Annotated in this window: 23 protein-coding genes; 14 read left to right on the forward strand and 9 right to left on the reverse strand. The window is 47.2% G+C overall.

What is annotated here, in order from left to right; all coding sequences use genetic code 11:
- The first annotated feature begins 224 nt into the window (after positions 1–224).
- From NC996_RS05435 to NC996_RS05445, 3 genes are all read left to right on the forward strand, one after another.
- On the forward strand, positions 225–1,142 hold the full coding sequence (locus tag NC996_RS05435; RefSeq protein WP_190427258.1) for an SDR family oxidoreductase: 918 nt from the start codon (positions 225–227) through the stop codon (positions 1,140–1,142).
- 135 nt (positions 1,143–1,277) lie between these two features.
- Complete coding sequence (locus tag NC996_RS05440; RefSeq protein ID WP_190687518.1) at positions 1,278–2,579, forward strand: ATP-grasp domain-containing protein; 1,302 nt, start codon at positions 1,278–1,280, stop codon at positions 2,577–2,579.
- Between the two features lie 210 nt (positions 2,580–2,789).
- The gene (locus tag NC996_RS05445) at positions 2,790–3,713 is read left to right on the forward strand and encodes a CoA-binding protein (protein ID WP_190687521.1); all 924 of its coding nucleotides are present in this window, start codon (positions 2,790–2,792) and stop codon (positions 3,711–3,713) included.
- 95 nt (positions 3,714–3,808) lie between these two features.
- Here NC996_RS05445 and NC996_RS05450 read toward each other — a convergent pair whose 3' ends face one another.
- The 3 genes from NC996_RS05450 to NC996_RS05460 form a co-directional block, all read right to left on the reverse strand.
- The gene (locus NC996_RS05450; RefSeq protein WP_190687524.1) at positions 3,809–5,428 is read right to left on the reverse strand and encodes a hypothetical protein; all 1,620 of its coding nucleotides are present in this window, start codon (positions 5,426–5,428) and stop codon (positions 3,809–3,811) included.
- Between the two features lie 113 nt (positions 5,429–5,541).
- Positions 5,542–7,272, reverse strand: coding sequence for an ABC transporter permease (locus NC996_RS05455; RefSeq protein WP_190687527.1), 1,731 nt, complete (start codon positions 7,270–7,272; stop codon positions 5,542–5,544).
- A gap of 99 nt (positions 7,273–7,371) precedes the next feature.
- Positions 7,372–8,322 carry an ABC transporter ATP-binding protein gene (locus tag NC996_RS05460; RefSeq protein ID WP_190687529.1) on the reverse strand — a complete coding sequence of 317 codons (951 nt, stop codon included), beginning with the start codon at positions 8,320–8,322 and terminating at the stop codon, positions 7,372–7,374.
- Positions 8,323–9,231: 909 nt separating this feature from the next.
- Here NC996_RS05460 and leuB point away from each other — a divergent pair.
- The 11 genes from leuB to NC996_RS05515 all read left to right on the forward strand — a co-directional run bounded on the left by leuB (position 9,232) and on the right by NC996_RS05515 (position 16,324).
- Entirely contained in the window at positions 9,232–10,323 is a 1,092-nt protein-coding gene (gene leuB / locus NC996_RS05465; RefSeq protein ID WP_190427273.1) for a 3-isopropylmalate dehydrogenase, read from the forward strand.
- A gap of 103 nt (positions 10,324–10,426) precedes the next feature.
- Positions 10,427–10,690, forward strand: a complete 264-nt coding sequence (locus NC996_RS05470) for a hypothetical protein (RefSeq protein ID WP_190414298.1) — start codon at positions 10,427–10,429, stop codon at positions 10,688–10,690.
- Between the two features lie 87 nt (positions 10,691–10,777).
- Positions 10,778–11,599 carry an A24 family peptidase gene (locus NC996_RS05475; protein ID WP_190687532.1) on the forward strand — a complete coding sequence of 274 codons (822 nt, stop codon included), beginning with the start codon at positions 10,778–10,780 and terminating at the stop codon, positions 11,597–11,599.
- 54 nt (positions 11,600–11,653) lie between these two features.
- Positions 11,654–11,866, forward strand: coding sequence for a hypothetical protein (locus tag NC996_RS05480; protein ID WP_190414294.1), 213 nt, complete (start codon positions 11,654–11,656; stop codon positions 11,864–11,866).
- A gap of 42 nt (positions 11,867–11,908) precedes the next feature.
- Entirely contained in the window at positions 11,909–12,847 is a 939-nt protein-coding gene (accD, locus tag NC996_RS05485; protein ID WP_190414293.1) for an acetyl-CoA carboxylase, carboxyltransferase subunit beta, read from the forward strand.
- Positions 12,848–12,919: 72 nt separating this feature from the next.
- Positions 12,920–13,114 carry a translation initiation factor IF-2 N-terminal domain-containing protein gene (locus NC996_RS05490; protein ID WP_190414291.1) on the forward strand — a complete coding sequence of 65 codons (195 nt, stop codon included), beginning with the start codon at positions 12,920–12,922 and terminating at the stop codon, positions 13,112–13,114.
- A 179-nt stretch (positions 13,115–13,293) separates the two neighbouring features.
- Positions 13,294–13,785 carry a photosystem II cytochrome c-550 gene (psbV, locus tag NC996_RS05495; protein ID WP_190414289.1) on the forward strand — a complete coding sequence of 164 codons (492 nt, stop codon included), beginning with the start codon at positions 13,294–13,296 and terminating at the stop codon, positions 13,783–13,785.
- 84 nt (positions 13,786–13,869) lie between these two features.
- Positions 13,870–14,361, forward strand: coding sequence for a photosystem II cytochrome PsbV2 (psbV2, locus tag NC996_RS05500; protein ID WP_190676646.1), 492 nt, complete (start codon positions 13,870–13,872; stop codon positions 14,359–14,361).
- Between the two features lie 138 nt (positions 14,362–14,499).
- Complete coding sequence (petE, locus tag NC996_RS05505) at positions 14,500–14,919, forward strand: plastocyanin (protein ID WP_190414285.1); 420 nt, start codon at positions 14,500–14,502, stop codon at positions 14,917–14,919.
- Between the two features lie 157 nt (positions 14,920–15,076).
- On the forward strand, positions 15,077–15,409 hold the full coding sequence (gene petJ, locus NC996_RS05510) for a cytochrome c6 PetJ (RefSeq protein WP_190414283.1): 333 nt from the start codon (positions 15,077–15,079) through the stop codon (positions 15,407–15,409).
- Between the two features lie 189 nt (positions 15,410–15,598).
- Entirely contained in the window at positions 15,599–16,324 is a 726-nt protein-coding gene (locus NC996_RS05515) for a rhomboid family intramembrane serine protease (RefSeq protein ID WP_190414281.1), read from the forward strand.
- A 228-nt stretch (positions 16,325–16,552) separates the two neighbouring features.
- Here the strand turns inward: NC996_RS05515 and NC996_RS05520 are convergent, their stop codons facing one another.
- From NC996_RS05520 to hpsE, 6 genes are all read right to left on the reverse strand, one after another.
- Positions 16,553–18,730 carry a tyrosine-protein kinase domain-containing protein gene (locus tag NC996_RS05520; RefSeq protein WP_190687535.1) on the reverse strand — a complete coding sequence of 726 codons (2,178 nt, stop codon included), beginning with the start codon at positions 18,728–18,730 and terminating at the stop codon, positions 16,553–16,555.
- Between the two features lie 167 nt (positions 18,731–18,897).
- Positions 18,898–20,190, reverse strand: a complete 1,293-nt coding sequence (locus NC996_RS05525) for a polysaccharide biosynthesis/export family protein (protein WP_199303209.1) — start codon at positions 20,188–20,190, stop codon at positions 18,898–18,900.
- 385 nt (positions 20,191–20,575) lie between these two features.
- Positions 20,576–21,310 (reverse strand): cyanoexosortase B system-associated protein, encoded by a 735-nt coding sequence (locus NC996_RS05530; protein WP_190687537.1) that lies wholly within the window; start codon positions 21,308–21,310, stop codon positions 20,576–20,578.
- Positions 21,307–22,191, reverse strand: coding sequence for a cyanoexosortase B (gene crtB, locus NC996_RS05535; protein ID WP_190687540.1), 885 nt, complete (start codon positions 22,189–22,191; stop codon positions 21,307–21,309). Before crtB ends, NC996_RS05530 begins: the two co-directional genes overlap by 4 nt.
- 86 nt (positions 22,192–22,277) lie before the next feature.
- A complete protein-coding gene (locus NC996_RS05540) occupies positions 22,278–23,423 on the reverse strand; it encodes a DegT/DnrJ/EryC1/StrS family aminotransferase (protein WP_190687542.1) in 1,146 nt (381 codons plus the stop codon).
- 252 nt (positions 23,424–23,675) lie between these two features.
- A complete protein-coding gene (gene hpsE / locus NC996_RS05545) occupies positions 23,676–24,644 on the reverse strand; it encodes a hormogonium polysaccharide biosynthesis glycosyltransferase HpsE (protein WP_190435872.1) in 969 nt (322 codons plus the stop codon).
- Positions 24,645–24,895 lie beyond the last annotated feature (251 nt).

The raw sequence follows: 24,895 nt of genomic DNA on the forward strand, positions 1-24,895 counted from the left end.
CACTTTCTTCCATTTTGAGGCAGGACAGCTAAAAAGCTTGCTCAATTTTCTACTTTCAAGCAGAGGAATCGCATCAGTAGTGCTTGCAATAATTAAAAAATCTAATCAAAAATCTAAAAATTTGTCTTGGCTACAGCGAATTGGCTATTGCTTGCAATGCTAGGGCTTACCATTAACAACTGTACGGGCACGCGGCTAAGGTGTTAGCCTACTGAACTCAAGTTATGAAGATCGATACTCCACCGCTATCTGAACAAGTCATCCTAATTACAGGAGCTTCTACTGGGATTGGCGCTGCTCTGGCGCAAGTTTTAGCGACTCAGTCGTTGGGAATCCGGCTCGTCTTAGCAGCTCGAAACCAGGAAAAATTGGAGGAAGTCGCAACTTTCTGCCGCAAAGCGGGTGCTGATGTGCTGGTTGTTCCCACCGATATCTCTCAAGTTGAGCAGGCTAAAGCTTTGGCAACTAAAACGATCGACCATTTTGGGCGCGTGGATGCCTTGGTCAATAATGCCGGATATGGACAGATGGGACCAGTAGAGTTGATTCCATTTGAGGCGGTGCAGCGGCAGTTTCAGGTCAATTTACTCGGCCCGCTTGCCTTAATTCAAGCTTTAATTCCAGGAATGCGGGACCAAGGGGGTGGACGGATCGTTAATATTAGTTCTCTAGGCGGACGGCTTGCGTTTCCCTTTGGAGGGTTATATAGTTCCTCTAAATTTGCTTTGGAAGGAATTAGCGATGCACTTCGGATGGAACTGGCTCCATTCAATATCAAAGTCAGCGTGATTGAACCAGGGCCAGTCAGTACGGAGTTTTTCGCGGTAGCAGCGCAACGGGTTGAGCAAGCGATATCAACTCCACAAGATACACCTTACCGGGCTGCTTTTGAGCGGCTAGAAGGACTAGAGGAACGAACCAGTAGTCGAGCTTGGACTTCCGAACGGGTTGCTAAAGTGGTTGTGCGATCGCTCACCGACCGTCACCCTCGTCCCCGCTACGTGGCTGCTACTGGGGGAGATATTCTACTGTTTTTAATGAACAAAGTGTTGCCTACCAGGGCGGTTGATGCCTTTTGGCAGCGTTTCTATGGAATTGATAAAGTCGCCAAAGACTGGCAAAGTCGTCAGAAACAGGGGTAATCGGGATTGGGTAATTGTCACTCGTCATTATCGTTAGCCATTCGTCTTTGGTTTGCTGCGACTGCCGAATAACGAATCCCTTTTTTCTCAATTACCATTCCCCATTCCCCATCCCTCATCCTTAAATTGCCATTCATGGATTTACTAGAATATCAAGCTAAAGAATTATTTCGGGAGATGGGCATCCCCGTTTTGCCTTCTCAACGAATTGATAATTCCAGAGACCTCAAAGGTTTGCAAATTCCTTACCCGGTTGTCCTAAAATCGCAGGTGCGTGCTGGTGGACGGGGTAGAGCGGGTGGAATTCGATTTGCAGAAAATACCATCGATGCGATCGCGGCAGCACGGACGATTTTTAATTTGCCGATTCTGGGTGAATATCCCCAAGTGCTTCTAGCAGAAGCAAAATACGATGCTACTCGTGAATTTTATCTAGCCGTCACCCTAGACTACGACCTTCGTCGCCCGGTGCTGCTAGGTTCCTCACAAGGAGGCATGAACTTGGAAGCGGTGATGGAGCTTCTTCAGCAAGTTGTTGTTGACCAAGAATTTTCCTCCTTTTATGCCCGCCATCTGACCCTGAAAATGGGACTCCAAGGTTCCTTGATCCAGTCAGTTAGCACCGTTATCGAAAAGATGTACCATCTGTTTATCCAAAACGATTTAGATGGAGTGGAAATCAATCCCCTGGGTGTAAGTCCTACAGGCGAATTGATGGCTTTAGATGGCAAAATTACAGTCAATGATGCTGCTCTCAGACGGCATCCCGCTTTGGCTTCTCTAGCGGCAAAAATGCCTCAGTCCGATATCGCGAAGGAAACGCCTACAGACATCGATCCCGGTAAGTTTCTACCCATTCAGAACTGGCTGAATCGAGATGGTAATATTGGGATTCTCTGTAACGGCACCAGCTTGGCGATGGCAATGGTGGATTTGGTTTACAGCGCTGGCGGTAAGCCGAGACTTTGCCTAATTGTGGGTGAGGAGGCAAGTGGAAATTTGACACCCGCATCTTGGAGAGAACAGCTCGAACAAGCGCTAGACCGTCTCACTCAAAATAAAAACATTAAAGTATTGCTGGTTAATATTTTGGGCAATATCGCAGCGAGTCAGGAAGTCGTTGCAGTGATTGATTCATATTTGCAACGAAAAGTCAATGAAATGCCAGAGCATCCGCAGCGAATGACTCGACGGGTTAGTACACCCAGCCCCAAGGACTCTCGCACCCGGATCGGCGATCGCAGACCAGAATTTCTCACCCTGCTTCCCCAATTTGTTGTGCGCTTAGCAGGTGGCGAACTCGACAAAAGCCAAGAGCCTCTAGCCACGATGCCCGTACACTGGAGCGATAATCTGGATGACGCTGTTGAGCAAGCGATTTCCCTAGCCAAAGCAGCAGCTAAAAGTAGATCCGGGACTCCCAGCACCAAATCGTGAGGCAAGGTTGTTTTAGCGGTCGAGCTTTCATGCTGCTTTGCTTGGCATTAAAGTTACATTCAGGACGTTGGCTTGCTCCTGTCAACCTGACTCGCTCATCTCAACCTGATATAGATGTATGGGAGATGTTAGATACCGACATTTGTTATTAGACCTCATGTGCTGTTCGCGCACGAACGTTGCATGGAAAATAGACTTTGGTAAAGGATCATGAAGTTAACGCCAGACAGTAAAATCCTGATACAAGGCATCGCAGAACCACTTGCGTCAACCTACACTGCCCGAATGACAGCTTACGGCACGAAGGTAGTAGCTGGGGTCAGTGCCGGTCAGGGAGGGCAAACGCTGGATGGCATTCCGGTGTTCGACCTGGTAGAGCAGGCGATACAGTCGGTCGGAGCGGTTGACATTAGCATTATCTTTGTACGACCTTACGCGGCGCTTGATGCTGCGCTAGAAGCGATCGCAGCAGGTATCCGACAAATTATTCTGATTACGGGTGGGATACCTCCCCTGGATATGGTTCGGCTGCTCAGAAAGGCAGAGGCGACTCAAACTCTCATCCTTGGCCCCAGCAGTGCTGGGATTATTGTTCCAGGCAAGGTTTTACTAGGCACTCATGAACCTGAATTTTATAGTCCTGGATCGGTGGGGCTGCTCAGCCGCAGCGGCAATCTCACCTACGAAGTAGCCGGAGAAATGACACGAGCCGGTTATGGTCAGTCGATTGCTGTCAGTATTGGCAGCGAGCCGTTTGTCGGATCTTCTGTCGTACAATGGCTGGAAATTTTGGCAGCAGATAAAAACACGAAGGTCATTGTTTTAGTCAGCCATATCAGCCATACCAGTTCTAGTGATGAACAGGCGGCAGCAGAATACATCGTTGCTACACTTGATAAGCCAGTAATTGTATATTTTGTCGGTCGCTTGCTTCCCCAAGAAAAACTTTTAGGCCCAGGGAATGCACTTGGTTTTTGGCGTCAGGAAGCGATGCTCGCTTTTCCACAGGCTGAAATTGCCGCCGAACAGACACCTGAAAACCGAAAAATTGCCGCCTTCAAGCAAGCGAAAATTCCAATAGCAGAGCGCCCTTCCCAAATTCCAGATTTGGTGAAAAAGGCGCTCAAAAAGTAGTACTTCAGGCTGAGTGAAAGAGGGAGAGGGGGAGAATCAGTCGCTACATTTCTCCCTCGCGGTTCTTTCTCACCGCTCTCCCCTGCCAAAGTGTTCTAGGGGGCGGGTGCTGATGGACGATTAGCAAAGATTGCTTTGGAGGAAGATTCGCCTGCTAATCGCATCTGCCGCGTCAATTGTAAGCTTAACAATGTCGTAACGCTCCACTGTCCCAAGATTGTCAGAAAAATGGGAATTGCGGAGGCTTCTTTTACCCCTATCCAGGGAAAGGCGGTAAGCAGCCACACACCAGAGCTTTGATAAAATGGCATCGACAGCACGCTGAAAAAGATTGGGGGAAATGCAATCAAGGCTATTACAGTTATGCCAGCCCAGAGCGATCGCTTTGCTGTTTTCATAAATAGCAGCGTCTGAGCGATACCCGCCAATATCAAGATCCAGTTTAGACTCAAGATCAAACCTAAAATAGCTGAAATCTTGGCACTGTTTTGAGGCCAAAACAGAATCCAAGCACCCCAAATTACGGTTTTAATGCCCAAATTTACTGCTACTGCCACCAGTGATGGGCTTTTTTCACCCCACAGCAAATCCTGCATTAAGCCGCTTTTCCAAAAACCTTTACGGTTAGAAACCTTTTCGCGGCGGTAACGCGCCCAATCCTGTAATGCCTGACGGTGAGGGGATAAAGCAGCAATTAAACCCAAGAACCATAGCAGATTTACGGTTTCCATAAAGACCAACAATCCCCACAGAAATCCAGATTCAGCAAATTGTGCCGGATTTAAGTGGTTCTTTTGTAGACAAAAACCTAGAAGCAGGAATTCAAAATAAGCGACCATCCAGTAACTTTGTTTTTTGCTGATAAGCGTGGCGTTGGCATTAGCAAAACGCCGATTTAAGGCTTGCCAAATCCAGTAAGTCCACAAACTAAAAGTTAGAATTGCAAAGGTCTCAGCTAACAAAAAGTTACTACCGAGCGGTATATAAAACCATTGCCAATAGTATAGTACTGAATCGCTCCAATCATAATTGGCCTGTGTAACCAGGGACACAGACCAATTAATTACATTTAGCCAAGGCAAAGCAAATACAAAGGTTAAAAAACTGGCTGACGAAGCTTGAAATTCGCTCAAAAATCCATAAAGTAAGGCAGCGCTATAGAAGAAATAGTAACTAGCACCTGAGAGCAAATAAAAACTCACCAGAAAGTGAAAAGGTACACCGGCACTAATCGCAGACCAGCAATGTAAAGGGAGTGCTAGGGCTACACCCAGATAAACTAAAATAGGCACTCCCAGGGTTTTTCCCGTCAAAATGCTTTGGCTAGACTGGGGACTCAATCGAATGAAATTGAGGGTGCCTCGACGTTCTTCTTTGCCAAGGTCGCTGATAATCATATGCACCCCAGCAAGTAATAAGATGAGAGGCAAAATCCAATTCAAAACGCTAAATAGGGTCTGCCACCACTGCTGCCACTCGATGACAATCTGACCAGCAGCATCCAAACGACAGTTGTAGTTACTGTTTCTGACGCAGAAGCTGCTGTAGGTTCCATCAAGATTTAGTTGTTCGTAAAAATATAAGACCAGTAAAAACTGACCAATCAAAGAGACACCGATAGCGATCGCTAACTTGCGAGTTTTCAGTTGTCCTTTGAGTTCGCGCAGAAACTGAGGGTTCCAATCGCCCAATCGCTCCATCCAAAGTAGGTTCATCTCTGTTTTCCTTGATCGCAAGTTTTGAGAAGAAACCCGTTTTCTGCCTCGAAAACGGGTTTTTCTAGATTCGTTTGTTTGTGTCCGAGAATTCGATTCGAGCGATCGCTTCTCTACAAGCCGTTAGCAGGCAAAGAGGGACGATTGGACATCAGCGATTTCGACGCGGACTCGCCCGCTTGTCGCAACTGTCGTGCTGTCTGAATACTCAACAAGCTGAACATTAGCCACTGACCCAGCACTGCCAGACCTAGGCTAGTCGCAGCAGCATCTTTTACAGCACCCCAGGCGAAGACGGAAAACAGCCATACACCAGGGATTTTAGCGGGAGAGATTGATAGTAAGCCGAACACAATCGGCGGCAATATAATCAATCCCGCCACTGTACTCGCTGCCCAGAGCGATCGCTTCGGCGTCTTCATGAACAGCATTAGCTGAGCAACACCTGCGTAAATCAAGATTAAATTGACACTCAGCAGGATGGTCGCCAGCGCTGATGCTTTATACGCACTTGCAGGCCAAAGGAGTATCCAAGGCACCATGATAGTTGAAGCAATCAGTAAATTCAGTGCCACTGCTCCCACTGAAGGGCTTTTTTCCCCCCAAACCAAATCCTGCACCAAGTTTTTCACGCGAGAAGATGTTTGCTCCCGTCGGTAACGCGCCCAATCCTGCAAAACTTGGCGGTGAGGTGACAACGCCGCCATCAGACACAAGAACAGCGGCAAATTTAACAACAGCAAACCACCAAAATTATCAAACAGTCCGCCTGGTATAGATTCTGGATTATCTGCGCGCCATTTGGGTAGGGTTAGGGCAAATCCCAGAACAGCCACTTCAAAGCAAGCCGTCATTATATAACTCTGCCGTTTGCTGAGGAGAGTCGTACTGGGATTGTGAAAGCAACGCTTCATCCCTTGCCAAAACCATAAAGTTCCCACCGCATAGTTCAGCACGCTAAAGCCGATGACATTCCAGATGCTGGTACCTAGAGGTAAGTAAAACCATTTCCAGGCTTCCAGTTGCGCCATTCCCATTGACGTTGAATAGGCACTTCCTTGAGAACTGGCATCAATGAGGTATGCCAGCACAATTGAAGGAGAAAATAGATGCAGCCAATCTAGGGGGGAATTATGGATGATTGTGCTGCTGTTAAGGCTCAAGCCAGTCATAAGGCTCAAGAACATCAGCACAATGCCGCTGCCAATCCAAGATTGAAATCCACCGAGTCCACCGGCGACCAATCCATAAAGTAAGGCGGCGCTGTAGATGCAAGCGGCGCTGGCAACCACGACACCATAAAAGCCCAGAATGAGGACTAAAGGAATTTCAGCCGACAGACCCGCCAACAAATGCAAAGGAATCGCCAGACCGGCTAGGAGATAAAGTAAAATCGGCACTCCCAGCAACTTGCCGCTGAAAATACTGGTTGTAGACTGGGGGCTAAGGCGAATGAAATTCAGCGTGCCGCGATTTTCTTCCCGCGATAGGTCGCTAATTAGCATATAGGTGCCAGCCACCAAGACGGTCAGGAAGCCAATAACACTCAGCCAGACGAACACATCTAGCCACCACAATTGCCAGTTAATAACAATATTGCCAAGGGGATCTAAAAGGCATTTCTGCCCATAACCAGGGCGATAGTCTAGGCAATATCTACTGTAGATATCACCCATACCTGTATCAACCGGCAGTTGAGTTGCGAAACTCATCAGCAGTAGCATTTGACCCATCAGCGCGATCGCTACTGCAATTAATACATTTCGGGGTTTAAGACGCCCTTTAATTTCTCGTAACAGCTGGGGATTCCAATCTCCCAGCCGGTCGCTCCAATTAATTTTCATGACTAAAAAATCTCCAGAATTAAATTCAGTGCTGAGTGAAGAGTAAGCATTGTTAATAACTCAGTCCTAAGTCTTCAGTCCTCAGTCCTCAATCTTGTTTTATGATGCTTGCTGGTGTCCCAGCTTCAGGAAAATGGTTTCCAAGTCTTCCTGAGTGCAATGAAATTCGGTCAGAGGAATGCCAGATTCAACAAGCGATCGCAACAACTTAGCACAATCTTCCTGACCCCCAGAAAAGTAAAGGCGCACTCGCTCTTGTCCCGCCATCACCTCCAATTCTTCGACTAAAGGATGGTTTCTCAGCTTTGATACAAGTGACTCTAGCTTACCCAACGTAGACAAGAAAATTTGCTGGCGGCTGAGGCGGCGGCGAAGTTCCTTGAGTGACGCACTTTCTACGAGAAAGCCGAGTTCCATGATGCCGACTGAGGTGCAAAGTTCCTCTAAGTCGCTGAGGACGTGTGACGAAATGACAATCGTCATCCCGGCTTCCTGCAATACTTTGATGATTTCCCGAAACTGCATCCTGGCAAGAGGGTCTAATCCGGAAACGGGTTCATCCAACAGCAGCAAAATCGGTTCGTGAATAATTGTCCGCGCCAGACTCAGGCGCTGTTTCATCCCCCGCGAGAGAGTGGCAATCATGCTATTGCGCTTACCCGTTAGCTGCACCAGTTCTAAAACTTCCCGCAAGCGCTGGCTGCGGTGTGGTTCTCGCAAGCGGTAGAGACGCCCAAAATAGTCTAGGTAGTCCCAGACTGTCAAATCGTCGTACAGGGGGAAGTCATCAGGTAGATAGCCGAGTCGCCGCTTCAGGGTAGGGTTGCTGTGATCGCGTTGCAGGCGATCGCCATTAATATAAATTTCACCTGTCGTTGGCTCTTCAGCCGCCGCCAACATCCGCAGCAACGTTGTTTTACCGGCTCCATTCGGTCCAATTAGTCCATAGACTTCACCAGCTTTTACCTGTAAATCAATATCATTAACTGCAATATGTCGATCGAATTGCTTGGTGAGTCCACAAGTTTGAATTGCCAGTTCTTTTGCCATAGCTGCTGAGGGTTGACTGTAAGATGGCTTGCTTGAGTGCTAGCGTAGCCTTTACCTACAGCATTTGCCACGAGCGTTTCTGAAATTTAAACAAGATTGCAGAACCGATTAGCCTTGTAATTCCTTAATTTGTCCCAATTAGGATAATTTCAGGGGGATCAGACATTTTACTATTTGGTTCAGCTAGCACCTTCAAGCATAGAAGGCTCTTACAAGAGCGATCGCACTTTTGGCTCTGTGTCAATGCCGTTCGTTAATATTCGGATGCTTTGTTCTTCCAATCCCCAAATAGCACGCCTGTAATCTTTAATAATTTTCTGCAAGCATTTTAATTAATTTTCTTTAATAAAGCTTACTGGTTTTTTTGGACATTCACAATTCCAATACATTACATCATTTATTGAAAAAATCTTTAATAAATTTGCTTGCGAATCAGCCTTAGATATTTTATTCTTTCATCTTGAACTTTCTTACTTGCAACTATTTAATAAATTCAAAAGAGGTTCAAAAGCCAGTTAGTAAAAGACACGAGTCCTAAATCAAATTCGACAATGGCACATAAATCATCCGATATCGAGCTGATAAAATGCTGAAAAATAGTATTGACATTTTATAGAGACGAAGGATTCGAGCGGCAATTTCTCCTTGTTAGCAGCATTGACTGAATGCTTTGCCCATTACATTATGAATGGTGTTATAACCAACTTTTCAGACATCCCGCTCCTGGCTGCCCTCACCGCCTTCTTTTTTGGCAGAAAGTTAGCAATCAGAGGAATTGCTGGTATTCCCGCACCTATTTAGGTCTAGCTGGGCTTTAGCGCTAGCTGGGCAGATTGTAACTGAATCTGAACGTTTTTCAGGTACATTTCCCCTGTATGATTAATAACTCGCAAGAGTTTTGAACAACCTATGACACAGCAGAACTACCGTATTACCCTACTTCCCGGCGATGGCATTGGCCCTGAAATTATGGCAGTAGCGGTAGACGTGTTGAAACTTGTCGGGAAACAATTTGAGATTCAGTTTGAATTTCAAGAAGCCCTTGTGGGGGGTGCGGCGATTGACGCTACGGGAGAACCGCTACCCGCCCAAACGTTGGAAACATGCCGCAATAGCGATGCTGTTTTACTCGCTGCTATTGGCGGTTATAAGTGGGATAACCTCCCTCGCCATCAACGCCCGGAAACGGGTTTACTAGGACTCAGGGCTGGTCTTGGCTTATTCGCCAATTTGCGTCCCGCCAAAATATTACCCCAGTTAGTGGATGCTTCGTCCTTGAAACGGGAAGTGGTCGAGGGCGTTGATATCATGGTGGTGCGCGAATTGACTGGTGGTATCTACTTTGGGGAACCGAGAGGAGTTTTTGCTACGGAAACAGGCGAGAAGCGCGGCGTCAATACAATGGCTTATACGGAATCAGAGATTGACCGGATTGGGCGAGTAGCCTTTGAGACAGCGCAAAAACGTAGTGGAAAGCTATGTTCGGTGGATAAATCAAATGTGCTGGAAGTATCGCAGTTGTGGCGCGATCGCATAACTGCGCTCTCTAAAGAATATCCAGATGTGGAATTGTCTCACCTCTATGTAGACGCCGCTGCTATGCAACTTCTTCGCTGGCCTAAACAATTCGACACAATTGTGACAGGTAATCTATTTGGTGATATCCTGTCTGATGCTGCCGCTATGCTTACTGGCAGTATTGGAATGTTACCTTCTGCAAGTTTAGGTGCATCTGGCCCCGGTGTCTTTGAACCCGTCCACGGTTCTGCCCCCGATATCGCTGGGCAAGATAAAGCAAATCCGCTGGCGCAGGTTCTGAGTGCAGCGATGATGCTGCGCTACGGCTTAGACCAGCCTGCTGCTGCCGACAGAATTGAGCAAGCGGTGATGCAAGTTCTGGAGCGCGGCGATCGCACGGGTGACATTATGTCTGAGGGGATGAATCTTTTAGGGTGCAGTGCAATGGGCAATGCATTAATCCAAGCACTAGAAAAGCCTTAAGAAAATTTCATCCTCAACTGCAACAAAAATTGGTATACCTATTGCAGTTTGCAGGAATTGCACGGGTAGATTATAGACTAGCTCAAATAACAGGGGTAGACGAGTGGTTTACGCTTCACAGCAACGGTTAGAAAATCGGACGGAAAGGATAGATATCCCCGTGTTGCTAGACCCCAGCATCGTCAGAGCAGCTCGACAAATCTATCGGACTTACTCGGAAGTCCATCCAGACCGTATGCAGCGCCCTCTAGGGGTGGCAATCGATCGGTATACCTATCGGGGCAAGCTGATTTTTGCAGGCAAACCGATTCTGTTGCCGCAAGAATGTTTTGTGCCTTTTAGTCAAATTGAGTCGGAAATATATTAGTGATTAGTCTAAATTGTCCTTAGTCATGACTCATGACCCACTACTAATGACCCATGACTCATGACCCGTGACTGATAACTAATTGCTATGGATGATTTGATGGCGTTGCCTGCTGCTGCGATTGTTTTTGCATTGGGTGCCTCAATTGGCAGTTTTCTCAATGTGGTAGTTTATCGCTTGCCAGCAGGTTTATCGATTCTTTGGCCCCCTTCTCGTTGCCCACAATGCCTGCATCGACTGGGTAAAGGTGAAAATGTCCCAATTGTCGGTTGGCTGCGGTTACGAGGGCGCTGTCGCCACTGTAGAAGCAAGATTTCCGGGCGCTATCCACTGGTAGAAGCGGCAACCGGGATGTTGTTTTTGCTAGTTTTCTTGACGTTTGGCATTTCGGTGCAAACGCTAGGATATTGGGCTTTTTTTAGCTGGCTGTTAACACTATCGCTGATCGATTTAGACACAATGACATTGCCCAATCCACTTACTCAAACCGGCTTAATTTTGGGTTTAGTGTTTCAGGCGATCGCCGGTTTTATGCCAGCAGCAAGTTGGGCAGAAAGTGCAAATCATTTGATGTCAGGCATTGTGGGTGGTGTAGTCGGAATTTGGTTGTTTGACATCATTGCTTTTGGGGGAGCGATCGCTTTTGGGCGAGCGGCAATGGGTGGAGGAGATGCTAAACTGGCGGCAATGATGGGAGCCTGGTTGGGCTGGAAGAATTTGCTACTGGCTGGGTTTTTGGCTTGTGTACTGGGAGCCTTTGCCGGTGGGGGAGCAATCGCGCTTGGCTGGCTTGACCGGCACCGGCCCATGCCGTTTGGTCCCTTCCTAGCACTGGGAGCGCTTTTGGCAGCTTTTTGGGGTGAGGCGATTTGGTCTGCTTACCTGCAACTCTTTTTCCCCCTCAATTAACGCATTCCCCCTGCCCTGATTTACCGCAATACTGCCGTATTGTAAGATATTCCAGTGTCTTGGATTACCCTAAAAACAAATTGCGCTCGCTGGGAAGCTGAATTAATGCAGCAAATGCTAGCGGCTCATCAAATTCCTAGTCGGATTCTCGACCTCGGTGTGGCACCTTATTTTGGTGCGGGGAGTCCTACTGCCTTACAGGTGCGATCGCAGGATCGGTGGGCCGCTCTGCTATTATTGAGTCCGATTCAGGAAGAGCAAGCTTAAAGCGTAGGAAAATCATTTTAATAAGAGGAATTAACCGTTTTCATGTCTCTATTTGATTGGTTTGCAAATCGACGAAAATCAGAGCCAATTAGTGAACAGCGGCAAGAGCGTGAGATTGCGGATGGGCTGTGGACAAAGTGCGAGGCATGTAGTGTCCTTGCTTATACCAAAGACCTCCGCTCAAACAATATGGTTTGCCTGGAGTGCAACCATCACAACCGGGTGTTCAGCGATGAACGCATCCGCCAGCTGATCGATGCCAATACCTGGATGCCGTTGGATGAACAGGTGTTTCCCACCGATCCGTTGAAGTTCCGCGATCGCAAACAATATTGCGATCGCTTGCGAGAAACTCAAGACAAAACTGGCTTGGTGGACGCCGTGCAGACAGGAATGGGGCAATTGGAAAACTTGCCTGTCGCCCTCGGTGTCATGGACTTCCGCTTCATGGGCGGTAGCATGGGTTCTGTCGTCGGAGAAAAAATTACCCGCCTGATTGAACGAGCTACCTGGGAAAGAAAGCCAGTCGTAGTTGTCTGTGCCTCCGGCGGTGCCAGAATGCAGGAAGGAATGTTAAGTCTGATGCAAATGGCGAAAATCTCCGGAGCCTTGGAGCGTCATCAAGAAGCCAGACTGCTGTATATCCCGGTTCTCACTCACCCTACAACGGGAGGCGTCACGGCTTCTTTTGCCATGTTGGGAGACATCATTCTCGCAGAGCCAAAAGCCACAATTGGCTTTGCAGGGCGTCGCGTGATCGAACAAACCTTGCGAGAAAAGCTCCCCGATGATTTTCAAACTTCTGAGTATTTGCTCCAGCACGGTTTTGTAGATGCTATTGTGCCCCGCACTCAGTTAAAGAAAACTCTAGCCCAACTCATTCGGCTACACCAATTTCTCCCCCCTGCACCGCCCCCCGTTCCCCTGTCAGAAACGATCGACTCCGAGCGTCCAGTTTCTAGATTGATCCCAAGCAACTAGACAGGGAAGGGAAAGCGACCGCAAGAGTGGGATGATATTGATATTAGAGCGGTTCAATCTCTCTCAATCATCATGGGTTTTGCAGACCTGTCCATTGCCGAAATCGCAGCAGACTATAACCTCCCAGTAGAGGAGGTTTTCAAGCTGTGCGAACAATTGGGAATCGCCTATAAAACCCAACAGAGCCGTCTGGCTCTGGAGGATGCCAAGGCCATCATTTCTAAGATTCTGTCTCAAAAGCAGGGATCGGGCACGGACGGAGGGTAAAATTAATCCCGACCAACTATCCTGAGTCCCAACAGTCGATTTTCCTTTTTGGCAATCGGCTTGCTTCTTTTTGTCCAGATGATTGGTTGAGAAGCCTGCAACTTAGGGGTCGGCTTACTAAGATTGAGTCCAGCTGTGTTGTGGATCAAAAACTCGCACCAAATTTCTTAAGGAGAACCATGCTTAAGCGATACATAAGTCTGGCTTTAGCCACTGTAATTTTCACCTTCGGATTGCTTGTCACTCAGGTAATGGCAGTCGAACTAACTGACGAAGTTCGCACTGTAAAATTAAACGATCGAGGACAGCAGGTGACATTAAACCTAAAACAAGTCGCCGAAGGCAAACGCCTATTTAACTATGCCTGCGCTTCGTGCCATGCTGGGGGCGTTACCAAGACTGATTTCAACGTCGGTCTAGGTCCGGACGATTTGGCTGGGGCAACCCCACCGCGCGACAACATTGCCGCTCTGGTGGATTATATGCATCATCCCACGACCTACGATGGGGAAACTGCAATCTCTGAAGTACACCCCAGCATAGAGAGTTCCGATATTTATACGGTGATGAGAAATCTCACAGATGATGACCTGTTTAAGATCGGCGGTCATATCCTTCTACAGCCGAAAATCCTCGGCGAACAGTGGGGAGGCGGTAAAGCCGTGCGCTAAGTAAAATTATGAGTTATGAGTTATGAATTTTGAATGCATTCATAACTCATAATTTTTACATTTTGTCAATCTGTAACACGGTCAATGCTGCGTCAATTCTTCTCACTTCGCCGTTTATTTTTGATTTTGGGCATCTGCTGGGGCGTCTGGATGGTGAGTTTACCGGCTCAAGCCGCAGCCTCCTACGTTCGGCAGTACCTGCGAGTTACCGAACCAATTTCCCTAGACTTAGATGGGCAAGGTCAGACTCGCCAGTTTTCTGTGGAAGATTTCTCGGCAGGGAAGCAGTTATTTGAACAACACTGTCTAAATTGTCATGTCGGCGGTGCTACCCTGCCAAATCCAGCCGTGTCTTTGTCCCTGAAGGACTTGAATGGTGCCACTCCACCCCGCGACACCATCAACAGCATTGTGGCTTTCCTTCGACAGCCGATGACCTACGACGGGAGCGAAGAAAGCTTTTGGTGTCGTCAAGTACCGGAAAGTTGGATGCCGCGACAGGAGGTGGAAACGATAGCAGCCTTTGTTCTAAGAGCCGCGCAGGTAGCACCGGGATGGGGTACAAATGATTTCTGATCTTCGTGCCGGTTCAGGATGCATCTGCCAATGCCTCCGATTGATAGAAAGCAAAAATGTTTTAATCTTCTACAGAATGTAAGCGTTAAAGCTAAAATATTACTAAACAAAATTAATTGACAATTTTGGGAGGAAACGATGAGATTGAGAATGGCAATTCCACGAAGCTTAGGTTTACTAATTTGCACAATTCTGCTAGTAGTCTCTAGCTTTGTGTTGTCAGCTTCTCCTGCATCAGCAGAAACCTATACGATTAAAATGGGCACAGATGCCGGGATGTTGAAGTTTGAACCGGCTAAACTCACAATCAAGCCGGGTGACACAGTAAAATTTGTCAATAATAAACTAGCTCCCCATAATGCTGTTTTTGATGATAAGGGAGTGCCAAACGGAGATAAAGCGCTGGCTAAGGATCTGTCTCACACCAAGTTGCTAAACTCTCCAGGAGAATCCTACGAAACGACTTTCCCCGCTGACACACCACCAGGCACCTATACCTACTATTGTCAACCTCACAGAGGCGCTGGGATGGTTGGTAAAATTACCGTCGAGGGTTAATAGAATCGTTCCTTTAGGCTGGCAATTCAATCATAATCACCCTTGAGGTTTAAGATTTCTTCTCCTCTTTGGTGATAGAAAAAGCCTTGAAGAAGCTTAGAATAGTTCTGCAAGGCTTTTTTTTATGACTGTACCTGTTAAGAAGAGGAGAATCAAGTTGAGGAAACTGTTATCGGTTTTACTGTTGACGATTGCGGTGTTGACAGGTGCCTTAACTCGCCCAGCCAATGCAGCTGATACAGTCAGTGGTGCTAAAATTTTCAGCGCTAACTGCGCTGCTTGCCATGTGGGCGGCGGTAACGTGATTATGGCTAATAAAACTTTAAAGAAGGATGCCCTAGACAAGTATGGGATGTACTCGATGGATGCCATTGTCAACCAGGTAATGAATGGTAAAAATGCTATGCCAGCCTTCAAAGGACGTCTGAATAAACAGCAAATTGAGGATGTTGCTGCCTATGTCATGGAAAAGGCTGCACAGGGCTGGTAGTCTGACAATAATTCCTTCATGCACCATGATTAAACCCCTCTAATGTCCCTAGAGGGGTTTATTTATTGCCTCTACCTTCTCACCGAGAGCGTCTCATACTGGATCTCTATCCAGAGGTGAAAAGACAGCTAGGAATAAATTAAGTTATGTTGTTTCCAGCTTTTGCTTGGATAGTTAGGAAAGACGCCTGTGGTTCCTTTACGTGATGATAATCCTACACGCCTCACTCCGTATGTCACTTATGGACTGATTGCTGCGAATATTTTGGCTTTTATATATGAGTTGACTTTGGCTCCACAACAGCTGGAAGGTTTTTTTCGCCTTGCCGCTGTGGTTCCTAGAGAGTTATCTGCTAGCTTTAGTGGCATACCCGTGAATCAGCCGGTACCGGAGTGGCTGACACTGGTGACATCGCAATTCTTGCACGGCGGGTTTTTACACCTTGCCGGTAATATGCTGTTCCTCTGGATTTTTGGCAATAACGTTGAAGACAAGCTGGGTCACGTTAGGTACTTAATTTTTTACCTGACTTGCGGGATTCTAGCGGCTTTAACTCAGTGGTATTTTTCAATGAACTCTGGCATTCCTTCCTTGGGGGCCAGTGGCGCGATCGCGGGTGTCTTAGGAGCCTACATTCTCAGATTCCCTAATATACAAGTGCTAACATTAATTCCTCTGGGTATCTTCTTCACCACGATTCGCGTTCCTGCTGTTTTCTTCCTCGGTTTTTGGTTTGTTCAGCAGGCTTTTTATGGTGTTGCGAGTCTGAATGCGCCTGCGAATATTGGTATGGAGCAAGGTGGAGTTGCCTATTGGGCACACGCTGGTGGCTTTGTTTTCGGGGCAATCTTAGCACCGCTGTTGGGATTGTTTTCTTCCAATTCGGACAATCATCCAGAACAGCAAACTTTTTAGCAAGCGGTTCTTGGCGGAACTGCATATTTTGAAAATCAGGAAAACAGGAAAAGCCGTCACTTCTTCTCCTGTGCTACAACCAATAATCTAAACTGGTTTTTTTAGACGCTTTACAGCTTGGTTTTTTACGAATGGCTAACTGCTCATTACCTTTCTACAATGGGCGGTTAGCCATTTGTCATTAGCGGTTTCCATCTGGGATGGATATCCAACCCAGATTTGCGATGATTAGCGCTTAATGTACTCATTTGGCACTTTTTCTGACCGAGAAGGGGAAGGTTCTAATTCTTCTTCTTCTTCTTCTATGTCGGCTTCAATGTCCTCATTGTTCGCGCTGGGAACCTGTACTGGCGTGTCTACCGCATTGATGAGCGCTCCCACCAGTGGTAGTTCTGCTTCGGTCAATTGATCGACTGCCTCTACCAAAATACTCTCCTGGGTGAAACCGGGTCGAGTCACCAGCACGATACCATCGGCGTAGGGTTCCAATAGGAGAGCATCGTTGCACCGGCTTAAGGCAGGGGTATCGAGAATCACCAAGTCAAAACGACCTCGCGCATCTTCGATCAGCCGCCTGAGTTCGCTGGATTCTAAAATGGCAGCAGCATTACGTACCGGGCCGGGACTAGGCACCACGTATAGGTTCTCAATATCTGGAACTAAACGGATACACTCACTTAACTGAGTGTAGTACCGTAGGGGTTCTAGACTAGCACCCGGATCGGGAGAGACTTTCAGGAATTTGGACTCAGAAGGCGATCGCAAATCAGTTTCTATCACTAGAGTGCGCTTGCCAGCACAAGCCGATGCGATTCCAAGGTTATAAGCATTGACTGTCTTACCCTCTTGGCTAATCGTGCTGGTCAATAACACAACTTTCAAGGGTTGATCGCTTGCTCGCCGCAGATTGCTGCGGAAGCGCTCGTAATACTCGTGATAAACAGAATCCTGCTGGAGCAGAACCGGCGTCTCGCCCAATTGCGGATCTTGGAGGACAACGAAAGGCACTTCACCCAGCACCAGAACATCCCGTTGTCGTAGTGCTGCCCGCACTTCCTCGACCGTGTAGAACGTGCCATCCAGCATCGCTAACAGGAAAATCAATCCGCCGCCAACTAATACTCCGACCAAAGCTCCCACGGCTACCGTTAACGGTAAGCTCTGGCTCTTCTGCTCGCTAGCAGCAATTTGTGGCGGTTGGGCAATGGTGAGACTGCTAACCGTCTCGGCTTCTGCTGCCTTGGCATCGACTAATGCCACCTGCATCTTATCGTACAGACCTTGTTTGAGCTGAACTTGCTGTTGTAGTCGGGCTTGATCCAGCTGTTTATTGGGGATTTTTACATATTCAGCACGGAGTTGCTGCTCGGTTTTGCGACTAGCCTGTAGTTGCTGTTGCAGCGTTTCGCGCTGGGTTTGTAAAGCTACCAGCGTGTTTGCCATACCTTGCCGCGTGGGGTCGAGGCTACTGTCTCTGCGAATTTGGCTGGGGGGCAAGGGTGCTGCTACACCGCCTCCACCCATTACCTCCGATGCTCGCGACGATAGCAGTTCATTGTAGGCTGTTAGCTGTTTTTTCAGCTGAATGATTTGAGGATGCTCCTGCCGCAAATCCCGGCTGAGAATTTGCAGCTGGGTTTCAGTTTGATGAATTTGCGATCGCAAGCTGTTAATAATTGGGTCAGCACTCAAGGCAGAAGACGTGTAAGCTTCAGCCGCCGTCAAACCCAACTTGTTTTGCAGACTGCGAATTTGGGTGTCAATTCCCTCCAAAGTCATCTGAAGCTGACGTTGCTGTTCTTGGCTGCCAGAAATTGCACCGAGTGTCCTCCCATCCTGAGCGGCAACCAGTGCGGGTCCCTCTGTGCGGATATACTGTTCTAGTCTCTGTTGCGCCTCTTTAAGTTGCATTTCAGCAGGAGATAACCGGGCACTGATAGAGTCAATAATCGCCCGTAGCCGGGAGCTGTTAATCAAACGGCTCTGTTCCACCATTCCCTGCATTAGCGCTTCCAAGGTTGCACTCGCTCGCTTCGGGTCGCTATCGCTGTAAGAAACTTGAATAACCTTCGGTTCGTCCTCCTCCGGCAGCTTTACTTTCACATTTTTAGCAATTTGTGTTGTGTCTGCTTTCACCCGCGTTGCTGCTGCTTTGACCACATTTTCTGCTAGCAGCGTATCCTCATTCAGCTCTTGACCCTGCTTTTGAATCGCTTGCGTCGTCGTTGAAAATGGTGCAATCGGCCCGTTATAAGCCAGCACCCCTGTGGCCTTGAAAACAGGAGCTGGTGATGGTTGTATACCAATGACGGCTGACGCACCGACAATGATAGTAAAACCAGCTAATCCAATCCATTTATGTTGATCCAGGGCGATCAGATAACGCTTAACAATGGGAGGAGTCATGGTCGTTTTCGGGCCTAGGGGCTAATGAGGAAATAAGGATTAGAAACAAGTAGAAATCAAAAATATAGACTAAATATTTTTCTTGTTTTGCTGCTTTGGCTTAGCATTTTTTACCATCTATTCTCTCATATATTTTTGGTTTGAGATAAAATTTATTACCAGTTTCTTTAATCGGAGTTATTGTTATTATCATTCGTCGGACCAAACAGATCGGTAGCACTTTCTCTTAGCTGGTCAAAAAATAGCAGAAATCCCAAAATATCCCGGAAGGGTTGAGTAAAAGTACTCAAGGCATAAGTGATTTTCCCAACTAAGTTACGACCCACCACAATGACATCGTTGTTCCTTAGGGGGACATTTTGAGCAATGTTTCCCAGTAGCGCTGCTTTCCCATCTATTTTCTGAGTAACTGCTTTGCCGCGTTCGGGATCGAATCGAATCAGGGCGATATTTCGCAGGTTAGAATTATCTGGACTAGGGCCAATCGCGCTTAAAGCATCAACAAATGTACTACCGTTGGGCAAGCTAATACTACCAATTCCCCCACCAGCGTAGCTCAAAACTCGGATGTTGATCTGCTGCTGAGACACAGTAGAACGAGAAACTAGCGCTCGATCGTAGTTTTGCTCCGTGGCAACTTCTAGCTTCGGGATGACTACTGCATCGCCATCTTGTAAGCGTAAATTGGGGAGTGACTGTCCATTTAGCAGCGGCGTAAACAAATCAACCCGTTGCTCAATTGTCGAGCCATCGATCCGGGCGCGACGCACCAAAACCGATCGCAGATCGCCGAGATTAGTGCTGCCACCAGCGATTAGCAATGCCGCAGAAAGTTGAGCGCCAGGAGCCAGGGTGTAAAAACCAGGTCTAACGACTTCGCCGCTGATAGTAACTTGGGCTGGACGTTGACCTGCCAGAGTTACAGTGACGGCGGGATCGATGACAAAGCGGTTTAAGCCCAAACGAATTTTTTCCTGGGCTTCTTCCAGAGTCAGACCTAATACAGGTATTTTCCCTAACAGGGGTGCTGCGATGTTTCCTTCCGCGTCAATGACGCTTTGAAAACTCAAGTCTGGAAAACGCTCAACCAACGCCGAAATCGTATCTCCCGTGCCTAGCAGGTAGCGATTATTAAACTGGGTCGGCTGTCCCTCAAACGGCTGAGGTGATGGATAACCCAGCGGTGGCGGCGGACTGGTGGGATCGATAGGAGCTGCTGGAATCACCACCGGCGATTGTATGTTCTCGTTGGTGTTAGGGAGAGGAGGTGGAGGCGGGAGGGGAGGCGCAACCGAGTTGGGTAAGGTGGGTAAAGTTTGACTCATCCCTCTACCAGCAAAAGTCCCTGAGTGTAGCATCCAGAGTAGGACACTACTCGGCAACGTGTAGACAGTGGTGTGGAGAGTGAAGAGAAAGAAGGCGGCGAAGCGGTGGAACCGGCCTCCAGAAGTGCGAGACATAAGTATATTCACTAAGACCTTAGGGAACCGATCATCAAATTTATCAGTTATAACTTACTGTGCAACTTTCTTTGCATTCTCAACAAAGCGATCGCGTCTTGAAGTTCCTCCCCAGAAATTCATCCCGTGATGTTTTAGACTGGCACGATTGCAAATCCTAAAACCCTTATGGAGCTTTAGGTTCCCTTCCAACATCCTTGGCTCAAGATGCGATAAACTTCTACCCGTTAGAAAGCCGTTTGGCTTCTAAACTCCACCGGGTTGCATCAAGGGTGACAATTCTCAAAAAGTTGCACATCTCGAAAAGTTGCACAGAGTGTAGTTATCAGTAAATTCATTCTTCAAATCCAAGCGAGTCAAGCAAACTTCCCCTCCCACTCTCAACTCATAACTCTTTCATCAAAGCAGCTTGAACCGTTTGACCGAGCGATTTAGCCAGCGGTAGAGCTGTTTCAACCTCAGCCAAAGGCTCCATCGGTATCAAGATGCTAACAGCAACCCAAGGTAAGCGGCGACGGTGCAATTGAGCCATTTGATCCGCCCAGAACCAACCACTAGGAGACGGATTTCCTCCTCCAGGCCAAGCGTACCACTGAAGCACGGCGAAGGTCTGCTGCCGAGTCCAACCGCGAAAGAAACGCGCCTTAACATCGGAAGATGTCGGACGTGTAGCAGAAGTTCCAGATTCTGTAGTGTTTTGGGTTCCCGTTTGTGCTTGAGTTTCAACCTTAAACTGCAACCGCTGCTCTTGATCGGTCTGCCACTCTTTAAACCCATTAATATCCATCCACTCAACCTCTGGTTGAGCCTTGCGATCTTCTTGAGGCAAAAGCAGCAAAGTTACCTGGTTTTTTTCATCCTGCTGGAGTTCCTGAATCGACCATTTATGACCGCCAATCGTTACGGTATCCTGTTGTTGAGTCTGCCAGCCGGGAAGCGCTAGACCAGCCTGCCGTATATTTTTGAGTTGTTTGAGGTTGGTCACTCGTGGGGGATTTGCCCAAGACCAGCGTCCTGTCAAGTAACTAGGAACTGCGCCAATTGCCATCAGTCCGACAAGAAAACTCAGTAAGACGACTTTAGAAAATTGAAAGCGCTGCAATTTCTTGGGCAGTTTCATGCTTCATCCTTCTGAGGCTCATCTGAAATATATCGATCGATCGCATTGAGTAGAAGCACAATTAACCCCAACATACAGGCAGAATAAACATCACCGCCCCAGCCTTCGTGCAGCCAATCAAAAGTTTTTTCTTGGCCAGTACCATGAAAGAAAGTTAGCAGCGTATTGCGGACGATATTACCAGTAACGCTAATGACTACTGCACCGACGACTAACAAAATCGTCTTCGTACGAGATGCCCAAGCACCCGTCCAGTAAAGCAACATCAAGGTTACATAAAGACTGGTGAATAACATCTTAAGTCCAGCGCAGAAAGGCGCAACTTCTACAATTCGTCCGCCTACGAATAAGTAAATCTGGTTGACAGTAACATTCATCCCGAACTGAGTCAGGATGAAACCAGCTGTTGCAGCAATGAATCGCTGGAGGGGCAAGGTATAGGGAGCTAGTAAGTAAGGAATTTGGGTCGGCGTTGCCAAAAATACGAGTAACAAAGGAAAGCCTTGAAGTTTGAAGCCAGGAACTCCTTTCAGCCACAGACAAAGTCCAGCTAATACAGCAGGAAAGGATAAATTTATCAGGTCAGTAATGCCGCTGAGATAAAATACCCCGCCCAAGGCTAGCAAGGCTGCGCCTAGTGGATGACTTGTATCTGGTAACTGACGCCATTGTTGTCGATTTGACCAGGTTATATAGGCGGCAAAAGGCAACCCAATTAAACCGTGGCTGTAATATTCATGTTCAATACTGATATTTTTGTTCAACCAGCCATCGTACCAGTGCCATAACAGTGGAGCATACAGAATCACCAGCAAAGCAACAATGGTTCCTGCTAGCAAGTAACGCTCAATGGCAATCGGAATCTTTCGCTCAAAATGCATAGTTTGACCTTAATTTTCTAAGCTTTTTTAATGCTAAGCGCAAAGTTAGAATCATTATTCTTAGCGTTTTTTACATTGAAAATTCATCAGGTTCTCACACACAAGGTTTGCAAAGTATCAATGACCTGATGGACTTGGGTATCGCTTAAGCCTGGATACATCGGTAAGGATAAAATTTCCAGTGCTAGAGCTTCGGCTTGGGGGAAGTCTCCGGCTTGATAGCCGAGATTCTCAAAGGCGGGTTGAAGATGACAGGGAATGGGGTAGTGGATGCCGGTTTGAATACCAACAGCCGCTAGTTTGTCTTGAATCGTCTGCCGGTCGAGGGGACAAGCTTCAGTGACACGAACAACATAAAGGTGATAAATGTGACCGTTGCCACTTTGGTTTTGGATGGGGAAAATTCCAGAGTTTGCCAGCGGCTTCAATAAGGCGTCGTACTGCTGGGCTGCTTGGTTACGTGAGTGGTTCCAGTCGGCAAGATGAGGGAGTTTGATGTTGAGGACAGCGGCTTGCAGGGTATCAAGTCGGCTATTGGTACCGGGTTCAGTGTGGTAATACTTACGGGAACACCCGTAATTGCGGAGCGATCGCATTTTCTTCGCGACTGCTTCATCATTGGTAATGACCATGCCTCCATCTCCTATTGCCCCCAAATTTTTACTGGGATAGAAGCTAAAAGCTGCTGCTTTGCCAATCGAACCAGCACGATAACCTTCTCGCTCTGCCAGGTGAGCCTGAGCCGCGTCTTCAAATACAATCAGGTTGTGGGTGTTGGCGAAGTCCAAAAGTTGGCGGGGCGAAACCATTTGCCCGTACAGATGCACTGGAACGATCGCTTTGGTTTTGGCTGTGACTGCTTTTTCGGCGGCTGTAAAGTCAATTAGCGCAGTTTGAGGATCGCAATCGACTAAAATCGGTGTGGCACCAGCGTGGACAACGCCGATCAGAGTGGCGATGAAGGTATTGGTGGGTAAAATGACCTCATCCCCGGCACCAATACCACAGGCTTCTAATCCGAGCGCTAGCGCATCTGTTCCCGAAGCGACTCCAATGCCATAAGCCACACCACAGGCACTGGCAAACGCCGCCTCAAAGTCAGCTACAGCCTGACCTAATATAAAATCTCCTCGTTGAATCGTACCCCGCACTGCCTCCTCGATCTGTGTTTGAAGAGGCTGGTGTTGGAGTTGAAGATCCACAAAGGGAATTGCTGTCGTAATATTGTTCATACGGTATGAGAATTAAAGTTACCGATAGTTCCTAGGGTTTTTGAATCGCCAACGAGAATGCCTTTTGAGGTATCAACAGCACTGATTGGAAGAAAAGCTTAGGCCTTTAGAGCGATCGCTTCCATAAAGTTTTCACTGTTGATCCAGCTAAAGACCAGTTTAAGCGAGACGAATACTCCCTGTATGAAGAGAAAGTAAAGCTTTTATATTGAGAATATTTACAATCTAAACGGCAAATTCTCTACACAGAATTTAATCAATTTTTATGTTATAAGTACGTAGTCGGGTTTTCCAAATATAAAAAGGGCTAATCAGGCTATTAGTAAAAAGCTCCATTTGGCAAGCAGCTACAATATCATCTTTCAAGGAAAATTTATACTTGATGAGATGAAATAATATTTTACGTAAATCGTTAACCATATACATAAAAAAAACGGCGGGTCGCTGCCAAGGTTTGAAACTTAGCATCCGAGTCCGATGGCGGCTCAAACCAATGCCGCGACATAATTTGATTAAATAGTCTTTCTCTAAGCGCCAGTGGGGAATTCGATGGTAAATACACATTTCAGGGTTGTACCAAATTTCCCATCCAGCTTGTTGAATATGTAATAGCGCTTCTAAATCTTCTCCTGCCAGCATATTGTCGCCAATTCGCCCGTGAAGAATAAAATTTTTCGGCACGCTTTCCAGCCAGACTTGGCGACGCACAACTAATCCAGCTCCAGGTGGTAGAACCTTTTTGTGGGGTTCGTAGCATAGAGCATTTGTTCCCCTGTCTGCAATAGCGAGCAGACAAGCGATTTCTTCAAAATTTTTGGGAGGAGTCCCTTGCAAGTCACCATAAATGCGGCTCCCATAACCGCCAACTTTCGGATGATTTTGCCCAAATGTGTATGCTGCTGCAACCCACGTAGATGTTGGTAAATTATCGTCATCAAGAAATCCAATCAACTTACCTCTGGCTTCTTGGACTGCACGTTGACGGGAAAAGGCAAGTCCTTGTTGGGGTTCAAAACAATATCTTAAAGGATAAGCGAAAGGCCAGTTTGCTTGGTATTCTCGAACAACTTTGGCGGTGTTGTCTGAGCTGTTATTATCAACAACTAAAACTTCCCAGACAAATTGCTCGGTATGAATTTGCGATCGCAGTCGCTCTAAGACATCAGGTAAACGGTCTTCCCCGTTATAAGTCGGAATGGCTACAGTAAAATCAACAGACATCGGTTTCAGAGCAGTTTTTTCAGATACGCGATCGTAATTAAGCATATGTTACATTCCTAAGCTTAATGATGCTCTTCTATACTCTTAGTATGCCCAGAAGTACTGGTTGAAATCGCAACCCCACGAACATAATTAGGACTGCGCGAATTGCCAACATTATCGAGAAGCTCTGCCCTTTGCAAACAAGATCGAAGATGCAGATGCAAATTTAATTTTTCTGGTTTCAGCACTGCCTAATCTGGAAGATCGTC

Origin of the sequence: Trichocoleus sp. ST-U2, from assembly GCF_039961875.1 — a bacterium.
GTDB lineage: Bacteria > Cyanobacteriota > Cyanobacteriia > Cyanobacteriales > FACHB-T130 > FACHB-T130.

Bases quoted from the DNA above. Each gene is read 5' to 3' on its own strand.
- NC996_RS05455 (WP_190687527.1), bottom strand. From the start codon at position 7,272: ATGAAAATTAATTGGAGCGACCGGCTGGGAGATTGGAATCCCCAGCTG.
- psbV2 (WP_190676646.1), top strand. From the start codon at position 13,870: ATGCTGCGTCAATTCTTCTCACTTCGCCGTTTATTTTTGATTTTGGGC.
- NC996_RS05475 (WP_190687532.1), top strand. From the start codon at position 10,778: ATGGATGATTTGATGGCGTTGCCTGCTGCTGCGATTGTTTTTGCATTG.
- hpsE (WP_190435872.1), bottom strand. From the start codon at position 24,644: ATGTCTGTTGATTTTACTGTAGCCATTCCGACTTATAACGGGGAAGAC.
- accD (WP_190414293.1), top strand. From the start codon at position 11,909: ATGTCTCTATTTGATTGGTTTGCAAATCGACGAAAATCAGAGCCAATT.
- NC996_RS05440 (WP_190687518.1), top strand. From the start codon at position 1,278: ATGGATTTACTAGAATATCAAGCTAAAGAATTATTTCGGGAGATGGGC.
- NC996_RS05450 (WP_190687524.1), bottom strand. From the start codon at position 5,428: ATGAACCTACTTTGGATGGAGCGATTGGGCGATTGGAACCCTCAGTTT.
- NC996_RS05460 (WP_190687529.1), bottom strand. From the start codon at position 8,322: ATGGCAAAAGAACTGGCAATTCAAACTTGTGGACTCACCAAGCAATTC.
- NC996_RS05530 (WP_190687537.1), bottom strand. From the start codon at position 21,310: ATGAAACTGCCCAAGAAATTGCAGCGCTTTCAATTTTCTAAAGTCGTC.
- NC996_RS05525 (WP_199303209.1), bottom strand. From the start codon at position 20,190: ATGTCTCGCACTTCTGGAGGCCGGTTCCACCGCTTCGCCGCCTTCTTT.
- NC996_RS05435 (WP_190427258.1), top strand. From the start codon at position 225: ATGAAGATCGATACTCCACCGCTATCTGAACAAGTCATCCTAATTACA.
- leuB (WP_190427273.1), top strand. From the start codon at position 9,232: ATGACACAGCAGAACTACCGTATTACCCTACTTCCCGGCGATGGCATT.
- petE (WP_190414285.1), top strand. From the start codon at position 14,500: ATGAGATTGAGAATGGCAATTCCACGAAGCTTAGGTTTACTAATTTGC.
- NC996_RS05490 (WP_190414291.1), top strand. From the start codon at position 12,920: ATGGGTTTTGCAGACCTGTCCATTGCCGAAATCGCAGCAGACTATAAC.
- NC996_RS05445 (WP_190687521.1), top strand. From the start codon at position 2,790: ATGAAGTTAACGCCAGACAGTAAAATCCTGATACAAGGCATCGCAGAA.
- psbV (WP_190414289.1), top strand. From the start codon at position 13,294: ATGCTTAAGCGATACATAAGTCTGGCTTTAGCCACTGTAATTTTCACC.
- NC996_RS05540 (WP_190687542.1), bottom strand. From the start codon at position 23,423: ATGAACAATATTACGACAGCAATTCCCTTTGTGGATCTTCAACTCCAA.
- crtB (WP_190687540.1), bottom strand. From the start codon at position 22,191: ATGCATTTTGAGCGAAAGATTCCGATTGCCATTGAGCGTTACTTGCTA.
- NC996_RS05520 (WP_190687535.1), bottom strand. From the start codon at position 18,730: ATGACTCCTCCCATTGTTAAGCGTTATCTGATCGCCCTGGATCAACAT.